8 protein-coding genes are annotated in these 7,247 nt (G+C 51.8%); 1 reads left to right on the forward strand and 7 read right to left on the reverse strand.

The features are described from left to right. From HYU99_12070 to HYU99_12090, 5 genes are all read right to left on the reverse strand, one after another. Positions 1–157: hypothetical protein (locus HYU99_12070; protein MBI2341083.1), on the reverse strand; the 157-nt coding region annotated here is incomplete at its 3' end. A gap of 118 nt (positions 158–275) precedes the next feature. Then, a complete protein-coding gene (locus tag HYU99_12075; GenBank protein MBI2341084.1) occupies positions 276–845 on the reverse strand; it encodes a hypothetical protein in 570 nt (189 codons plus the stop codon). A 106-nt stretch (positions 846–951) separates the two neighbouring features. After that, entirely contained in the window at positions 952–2,526 is a 1,575-nt protein-coding gene (locus HYU99_12080) for a sulfatase-like hydrolase/transferase (GenBank protein MBI2341085.1), read from the reverse strand. Further along, entirely contained in the window at positions 2,523–3,977 is a 1,455-nt protein-coding gene (locus tag HYU99_12085; GenBank protein MBI2341086.1) for an SAM-dependent methyltransferase, read from the reverse strand. The genes HYU99_12080 and HYU99_12085 overlap by 4 nt, the downstream gene beginning before the upstream one ends. Next, the gene (locus HYU99_12090; GenBank protein MBI2341087.1) at positions 3,974–4,165 is read right to left on the reverse strand and encodes a hypothetical protein; all 192 of its coding nucleotides are present in this window, start codon (positions 4,163–4,165) and stop codon (positions 3,974–3,976) included. Before HYU99_12090 ends, HYU99_12085 begins: the two co-directional genes overlap by 4 nt. 124 nt (positions 4,166–4,289) lie before the next feature. Between HYU99_12090 and HYU99_12095 the strand changes: the two genes are divergently transcribed. Next, positions 4,290–5,042 (forward strand): class I SAM-dependent methyltransferase, encoded by a 753-nt coding sequence (locus tag HYU99_12095; protein MBI2341088.1) that lies wholly within the window; start codon positions 4,290–4,292, stop codon positions 5,040–5,042. On the opposite strand, the gene HYU99_12100 is transcribed toward HYU99_12095, so the two are convergent. Continuing rightward, on the reverse strand, positions 5,020–6,705 hold the full coding sequence (locus tag HYU99_12100) for a glycosyltransferase family 39 protein (GenBank protein ID MBI2341089.1): 1,686 nt from the start codon (positions 6,703–6,705) through the stop codon (positions 5,020–5,022). The genes HYU99_12095 and HYU99_12100 overlap by 23 nt on opposite strands. A 1-nt stretch (position 6,706) precedes the next feature. Beyond that, the coding region (locus HYU99_12105) for a hypothetical protein (GenBank protein ID MBI2341090.1) at positions 6,707–7,247 on the reverse strand (541 nt) is incomplete at its 5' end.

Raw genomic sequence — 7,247 nt, forward strand, 5'->3', positions numbered from 1 at the left:
ATCCGTCATCGGCCTCCACCATATGAACCACCGTTTTAAGGATTTCGTAGATGTTTTCGGAGGCGCGCTCGAGCGTTTCCAACTGGGTCATGAGCCTTTTGAAGATCTGCTCATAATCATACCCCCTGCGCTCCCTCTTTTTTAGAACGGCAAACATGAATGGACTTTAAGCGGAAGTATAAAGGAATTGCGGAGGAGATTCAATAGACGCAAAAAAAAATCCCGTCCGCCGGGCTTTAGTGGCGGACGGGATATAAATTCCGACAGAAAATATCTTACTTCGTTATGATCGTCACGCAGTCGGCGCGATCGCTGGAGCCTTTGTCCAGTTCCTTATAGGCAATCCCCACCACTCTCTTGGGCAAAAGGACCGTCTGTTCCCGCCCTTCACGCCCTCCCTCAATATCCCTGTTGGCGATCTTGCGCAGTCCTTCACTCCCCGGTTTTTGGCAGACGGCCGTCACACCGTCCAGGGTATCCCTTTTATCGCCGGAGTCGGTCAGCACATCCTTGTCGTAAATACCGGCCATCACCTCCGTTTTGTCGCACTCGAAGGTTTTCGGCGTTTTGCTGTAATCCTCCGGCATCACCGGATTACTGCTCTCCCCCACCTTCCGGCAGATGGGACCCACCGCGTCGGCATGGTCCTGATCGGGATGATCATCATAGGCCACCCCCTGAACCCGGTAGTTGTCGGGGCAACAGTTGATATGCCAACTCCTCCCGTTCTTGAGACAATCGTTTTTCATCTGGATGATGCCGCCGCAGGCTGAATCGGCGCGAGCCAAGCCGGGCATGAAGCCGAGAACAAGAACAGAACACAAAAGGAAATAAAAACGCTTCATTTTAAGTTCCTCCTTTATTTATTGTTTTGCTTGCAGTTTGGTTTATCTCATCAACTTTCGAGAGGGGTGTTTTTATCACAGAACGGGCGGTTCAACAAGTTCATTTTTATAATGCCGGCATGGGATAAGACATTAATTCCCGCTTCCCCTTTTTCTGCTTGAGATAAACCAGATGCGGCCCTTTTTCATGATATTCCCCCCCTTCATCCAAAACGGCTGACAGGATACCGCCGACATCTCCCATCTCGCCGCTGATGCCCCCCACCGCTTGCCCCGGTTGCTTGACGGCCAACAGGGTCGAAAAGGAGGTCACCAGATCTTTCTCCGACAAAGAGGCATGATAATCATAATAAGGATCGTGTTCGAGGTTGATCCGGGAACCATGATCCCCGTGAACCACGATGGTCGCTTGATCATAAAGTCCGGCCTCTTTCAATTCGTCGAAAAGCCCTGCCAACCACCGGTTGAGGCATTCCATCTGTTCATAGTACAAACGATAGCGCTCGCGGTATCCCGTCGGACTGTTTTTTTTGTGTTCGTCATTGAACTCATTCCGGTTGCGCCAATCCTTGACCGGTCTCATCCCGCACCGCGCGTCATAGACATAGGGAAAATGCGGCATGAGAACATGGGCAAAAAAGAGGGTGTTGTGTTCTGCCGTCCGCATATCCTCCCCCACCCTTTTTAACAGGTCGGGAACGACGGTGATGGGTCCCGTCTTGATTTTGAAAATATTTCTGTCCCGTACCCTCTTGTCGATTTCCCGGAAAAGGGAATTGGTCGCCAGGAAAAGGGAGCCGACCACCCATGTTTTTTCCAACCGGTTCAAGGGGGCGTCCCCAATCGACAGGATTGAATTTTTTGAGTAGCGATAGCAGACATCCACCGGCGAGGTAGCGCAAAAATCGATGTAATCGGGCCAATAAACGTTGATGCGATAGCCTAAAGCCGCCATCCGCTCGAAAAAACGGTTTTCCTTCAGGATTCTGACATCATCCTCGTCTCTTGAAAAATAGGCGTCCTTGTCGGTCAGAGTGGTGCGATTGAGGACATTCGAAATGGAATTGTCGGAGTAAAAATAGGGGCTGTAGGCCCTGCCAAAGAGCGTAAACCGGTATTTTTCGTAAAAGGAGGCTATCTGTTTTTTTGCGGCATCGGTCTCGGGCACTTGAGACGGCATACCGGCCAATCCGATATGCTCGTCGAGGATCAGATACAGGATGTGATGGGGCGGATCGGACGGGATGACAGTCAGGGCTTGGGGTGAAGCCCCGGAGGGGCGAGGGGGAGTTATGTCGTTATGGCTGGAAAGATACAGCCCTAGGTCGGTAATCAAAACGCCTGCCACAAAAATAGCCAGGAGCCGGAACATTCTTCGGGGAAATTTCCAGAACAATCCGGCCAGCGCCAGCGACATAACACCCCGGGTCCACAAGCCGCCGGGAGGGATGGTTTTGGGAGCAGTGGTAAAGAAGAGGAGAAAAAGAAAAAAGACAAAAAGGGTGATCGGAAAGGGGCGGCCTGTCCCGATGACAAGGAGGAGAACCAGGCAGAACCAGACAACGGCGTAGATCAGAATTTCAAACCGTCCAAGGGGATATCCCTGATGCAAAACAAATTTGAAAAAGGGATACAAAAATAGAAACGAAAGGCCGAAGAAATGAAAGACCTTCTCCCTCATTTTTTCCTTTCGAAGAGATGGAGATGACGATCCGTATCTGGCAGTACCTCTTTTTTGACAAGCCGGAAATTTTCCCCAAAGGCCGCCTCGAAACGGTCCAGGGTATAATCGTGAAAAATGTCCCGCCGCCCGGCGATGAGCCTTTTTGCCATCGGGTCTTCCTTGGGGACATATTCGATGACGAGCCTCAAGGCCAGACGGGCCATAAAGTCCGCGATCTGTTCGACAGGGATATTGGCGGTGATTCTCAAATGATGAAAAAGGGCCAGGGCCGTCACGAGATCGGCCGGCCCTCTTTCCAGAAAGGACATCCTTTCCTGATGGGCCCACCCGATCGCCGGAGTGGGATTGGCCAGATCGACAACAAGGGGAAGCATTTTTTCATCGCCCCTCTCCCGCGATACTTTGTAATTTTCCTCGACACATGCGGGATCGCGATCCCAGCAGACCGTGCCAATGCCTCTCTTTGTCGCCAGCCGGGCAAACTCCCCGATATTGCCTCCCAGATCCCAGACATTTTTCGGACGAGGCTCATCCAGGACGCGATCCAGAAACTCTTTCTTGGCGAGCCCCGCTCTGTCACTGTAATGGACGGCGCTGCCCGAATAATCAATCCATTCCGATTGTCTCTTCGGCCCTTTCAGCGACTGAATTGTCGACTTCAGGCTGTCAACGAGCGCCAACTGCTTTTTGAGATTAAACGAACCGGTCAGCTTGAAGTTCCTTCCAGACCATTTGGCCGGCGCCTGCCCCTGCCTGCCGGCAGGCACGGCGCCGGCTTTTTGGAGGGGCCCTGCGGACGCCAGTGGCGCCGCCACCTCATGTTTTTTCTGGCTGGCGGAGTGCATCCATACATGGAGGAATATCCCCATTTTCAACCGGGACAATTTGGGAAGCATCTTCAGGGTCAAAGATGACGGCACGCCATCGAGATGGCAGGCAAGGTATCGCCCCATATCGGCCGAAACGGACGACATCAGAACCAGGGGGTTTAAAAAATGCTGACAGAACTGCCGATAGGCCACCCAGGGGGCATCAACTCTTTTTTCGAAGGAAAGGGTATCGATAAAAATGGGGCGGGGGCCGACAAACTGGACATTAAAAAACGAGGCATCCTTCAACGACAGGCCGCGGTGCAGAGCCTCTTCCTGAATATCCAGCGTCAAAAGAGCGGAGTCCCTTAATTGGGAATAACACCACTCGGAAGGGTAAGAAATAAACGGGATCTTTTGGGGGACAAGGATTTTATAGACATTGGGAGAGGCAGAGTGAGGCGTGACTTCGCGATGGGAGACTATTTTTCGTTCACCGGAGAGTTTTTCGTAGAGCCCCGAAGAGACAAAGAGGTCAAAATCATCCCTTCCCGCGGGGCTCACGGCACGGTAGAGCGTGTCCCCCTCCGTGAACAGAAATCCGGCGTCGTCTCTGAATGAGGAGGGGAGCCGGTTCATGGCTCTTTCTTTTTAAAGAATTTGACAAGGCGTCTCCAATAGACCTTGAGGGTGTAGAGGGCGGCTAGTATCCCCCCCACGACAATCTGCAGGACCATGCTCCCGGTCCCGGGATCGAGGTAGGCATGGGCCGGACGCGACAGGGAGAAAATAAAAATCAACAATAAAAGGAGCGGCGCTTTCTTCATCGGGGTGCAAGCGATTTCGCATATCCGGGTTGAGAAAGTCAAGCAGGTCATTTCGGGCGGCAGGACCCCGTATCAGACTTTTGTTGACTTGATTGACGACAAGAAGGAATCTCACCGAAACAATATGTCAAATGTATACGATAACAACTACCTCCTGAATTTGTCCGCGAAATACATTGTCCCCCTGATCATTAAACATTTATCCTTCCCCGAAAATTCGGGCCGGCTTGATTTGATTGATGTGGGTTGCGGCAACGGTTCCGTTCTTCAACTTTTGAAAAACCACTATGGTTCCTGTTTTGAGTATACAGGAATCGATTTGTACAAAAATGAAATTGGGGGCATCAAATTTCATCAGGTGGATCTGAACGGGAATTTCAGCAACGGTTTCAAAAAATACGATGTGGTCATCTGTTGTGAAGTCATCGAACATGTGATAGACACGGATGCATTTATCAGTGGGGTTAAAAAATTGTTGAACGGAAACGGCATCCTGATCCTGACAACCCCCAATTTGGGATCGTTTTTAAACCGCATCCTGCTCTTGTTCGGGTTTCAGCCGCTTCACACGGAAGTGAGCTGGAAAAATCCGTACCTCGGTCGTGAAATTTTATATGAAATAGGAAAAATCGGGAGGTCGCCTGCGGCGGGGCATTTGCGGCTTTTTACCTTCAGGGCCTTGAGGGATTTTTTGTCGTTTCACGGATTTGAAATTATGGCTGTTGACGGCTTTGCCCCTTATGAAGGAATCATGAAAAGGGTTTCGGGCTTTTTCAGGTTATTTCCCGGTCTGATGCCGGGAATGTTTTTTGCCGCCAGGCTTACAAAAGTGATTTCACAGGCCGTAACACCCGTCATTTCAGGCGGTAGAAGATAATCCCGTCCACCGTTTTTTCGTAGAGGTAGTTGTCCTCCACGAATTTTTTCAACAACTCGTATTTTTCGAGCGGAAAACTCGAAAAACCCCGGAGGCCGGTGGGGGAGGCATCCAGAATCAGCACAGGGGGCGAGGCGAAAAAATCGGCAAACGCCTTTTTCCAAAAAGGGTTCTCAATTTTCTCGAGCACCTCCGGCACGGAGAGGAGTTCGTTCTCCGATATTCCGCGAAGGCTCTCCGGATTCACCGGATGCGCCTCCCGCGGTTCCACGAAAGACCAGGCGACCAGATCGCGCACGGCGGCGTCCGGCAGACTGATGCGCTTTCCCGTCGCCCGCATGTATTCCATGGCGGGGGTGCCGGGGGACATGCCGGCCAGCGTATCGCTCCAAAAGAAGGTGGTGGCCGGATCGCGCCGCGAAAAAAAGTAAATCTGGGGAAGCGATCCCCAGACAAAGATGCGGTCGCCGGGACGGGTGGTTGCGGTCACCTCCTCCACGACTTTGTCCAGATGGGGTCTCTGGGGCGACAACCCAATGACGGCCTCGATAGCATAGCCCGTCGGCGGGATCAAAAGCACCAGCGCCAGAAGAACGCGCCACGGTCTTTGGACCGCAAGCGATCTTTTTTTCAGACGGTCGGTCCATTCGAGGATGGTCGGAACCGCCAGAAGAACAATGGGAGGAATCGTAAAAATAAAATAATGATAGAAAACCCGTTTGCCGATGGTTACTGCAAACCAGCTGGTTAAAAACCAGAAAAAAAGAAAAAGAACGATCAGTTTTTTTCGGAACAGATCGGGGTCTCTCCCTCGAAAGGCCAGTTCATGGCGCAGGGTGCGAAAGGCGCAAAACCAGACGAGCGGGCAGGAGACGGCGACAAGGCAGGTGCGCAGAAGATATTTGAAGACCCAGTAAAAAACCGGAAGATTTTCGTAGGCGCCGATGTAGTATTTGCGGACTTTCTCGACATGCTCTGCCATGTAATTAAAACCTTCGACGGGCGAACCAACGAATAAAAGCTGGGAAAAAACGGCCACTGCCAGACCCAGGCCGCTTCCCAAAAATGGAAGAAGACGCGGGCCCGACGGGATGAATAAAAGGGAACTCCAGAGGGCCAGAATCATGATGGCCGACGGGGCCTTGAAAAGTCCGGCCAGGCCGATGCACAATCCGGCCGTCAGGTAAAAGACGTTTTTCCCCAGACGGACGGCCCGGAAATAAAAAAAGGCGGCGCCTGCCAGAGGAAGAAGCGAAAGACTCTCCGACAGGACCGCCCGGTAATCCTTGCTCATAAATGAGACCGAGGCGATCGCGTAGAAAACCGCCGCCCAGAATCCCCCTTCCCTTCTGCCGGTCAGCTCGCGGCCGGCTGTATAAAAGACCCCTGCCGTGGCGAGGCACCAGAGCAGGTTGACAACATAGATCGGAAACAGATCAAAGCGCCCGAACAGCGCCGTACAGGCGGCGTAAAAATAGTGCGTGAGGAGGTAGGTGTTTCCCAGAAAGTCGAGCAGGGTCATTCTTCCGTCAAGAATCATGTTGGCGAACAGTGAGTTGGTGAGTTCGTCGTTGTTGTAATACGGCACGAAAAAATCGGGGAGACGGAGGAGAAAAACCAGAACCAGTGGGCCCCACAGACTAAAAAGACCATTTAGTTTCATCTTATGACTCGGTCGCTTGATAAATCGCTTCTCTTGGCGTCAACAATTCGCCAATGATCCGGTCGCTTTCGGCTTTGTTGTAAATTCCGACAATCTCCTGAATGGTGTCGTACTGAAAAACCACGAACGGGGCCCCTTTGAAGCGGCGGTTCACGCGATAGATGTTGTTTAAATCAAGCCCCCGCTCCTCGGCCATCTGCGGAAAACTCCCGTATTTCTTTTTGATGAATTCAATGTAGGATGCCTTGTTCAAGGGCAAAAGGGCCGACGGCTCCAGCCGGGGGAACTGTTCGACCGATTTGATCAACTGATTGAGATACTGGCCTTTGAACTTGACATGATTGATCGGGAAAAGCGCCGAATCGGCTTCCGCCGCCTTTCTTTGAAACTGATTCCGGATAACATCCAGCATCTCGTTGAAATAGTCATTGCCGTCGATCTTGATGACCGTGTCGATAAAATCGAGTTGCCACTTGAGCGCCTGCGAAATAATCGCATCCTCGTCCTGCGCCGTGAAGAGCACCGTATGGATTTTCGGATGA

The organism is Deltaproteobacteria bacterium (assembly GCA_016183175.1).
GTDB lineage: Bacteria > UBA10199 > UBA10199 > UBA10199 > SBBF01 > JACPFC01.